Annotated in this window: 1 protein-coding gene; it reads left to right on the forward strand. The window is 62.9% G+C overall.

Annotated features, from left to right (window positions below):
- Nucleotides 1-33 precede the first annotated feature (33 nt).
- Nucleotides 34-1,179: endo-1,4-beta-xylanase (locus P2Q66_RS08905; RefSeq protein ID WP_275727345.1), on the forward strand; the 1,146-nt coding region annotated here is incomplete at its 3' end.

Raw genomic sequence — 1,179 nt, forward strand, 5'->3', positions numbered from 1 at the left:
CGATCGATTCAGCACCTCAAAGGAGAGCATTTAATGAAGGTTGCCCAACTAGTCGCCGCCGCCGTGCTGGCGTCGACGTTTGTCCTCCCCACGGCACTGCCCGCGATGGCCGGCCAAAACGACCAGCCGAAGCCCCCAGGACTTGCCAAGCAGGACACCCTGCGCTGGGCCGCACCCAACGACGTCCGGATCGGCACCGCGGTTGCCGGCGGCGGCCATCATGACACCATGCCCTACGCCAACCCGTTCACTTCCGACGCGCAGTACCGGGACGTCCTGGCTGCCGAGTTCAGCTCCGTATCCCCCGAAAACCAGGCGAAGTGGGAGTTCATCCACCCCCAGCGGGACCAGTACCGCTTTGCTGAGATGGACGCCATCGTCGAGTTCGCCCAGCAGCACGGACAGGTGGTCCGCGGCCACACCCTGTTCTGGCACAGCCAGAACCCCGCCTGGCTGGAGCAGGGCAACTTCAGCAAGGAGGAGCTCCGTTCCATCCTGAAGGACCACATCACCACCGTGGTGGGACGCTACGCCGGAAAGATCCAGCAGTGGGATGTTGCCAACGAGATCTTCAAGGATGACGGCACCCTGCGCACCACCGATAACATCTGGATCCGCGAACTGGGTCCGGATATCATCGCTGACGCGTTCCGCTGGGCGCACGAAGCAGATCCGAAGGCCAAGCTCTTCTTCAACGACTACGGCGTTGAAAGCATCAATCCCAAGAGCACGGCCTACGTCAGCCTCATTTCGAAGCTCCAGAAAGAGGGCGTGAAGGTGGACGGCTTTGCTGTGCAGGGCCACCTGAGCACCCGCTATGGCTTCCCCGGCGACCTCCAGGCGAACCTTCAGCGTTTCGAAGACCTTGGCCTGGAAACGGCCGTCACGGAGATCGACGTCCGCATGGACGTTCCGGCCGGCACCAAGCCGACCACCGAACAGCTGGCCAAGCAGGCCAGCTACTACCAGCGTGCGTTGGAAGCCTGCCTGAACATTGAGGGCTGCAAGTCCTTCACCATCTGGGGATTCAACGACAAGTACTCCTGGGTGCCTGTCTTCTTCAGCGGCGAGGGCGAGGCAACGGTGATGTGGGAGGACTACACCCGCAAGCCCTCGTACTACGCGCTGCAGTCCACCCTGGCCGCAGCAACCCCGGGCGGAGAGCAGCGCCTGGCCCAC

The sequence above is a fragment of the Arthrobacter sp. Cr_A7 genome (genome assembly GCF_029222765.1).
In the GTDB taxonomy this organism is placed as follows: domain Bacteria; phylum Actinomycetota; class Actinomycetes; order Actinomycetales; family Micrococcaceae; genus Arthrobacter.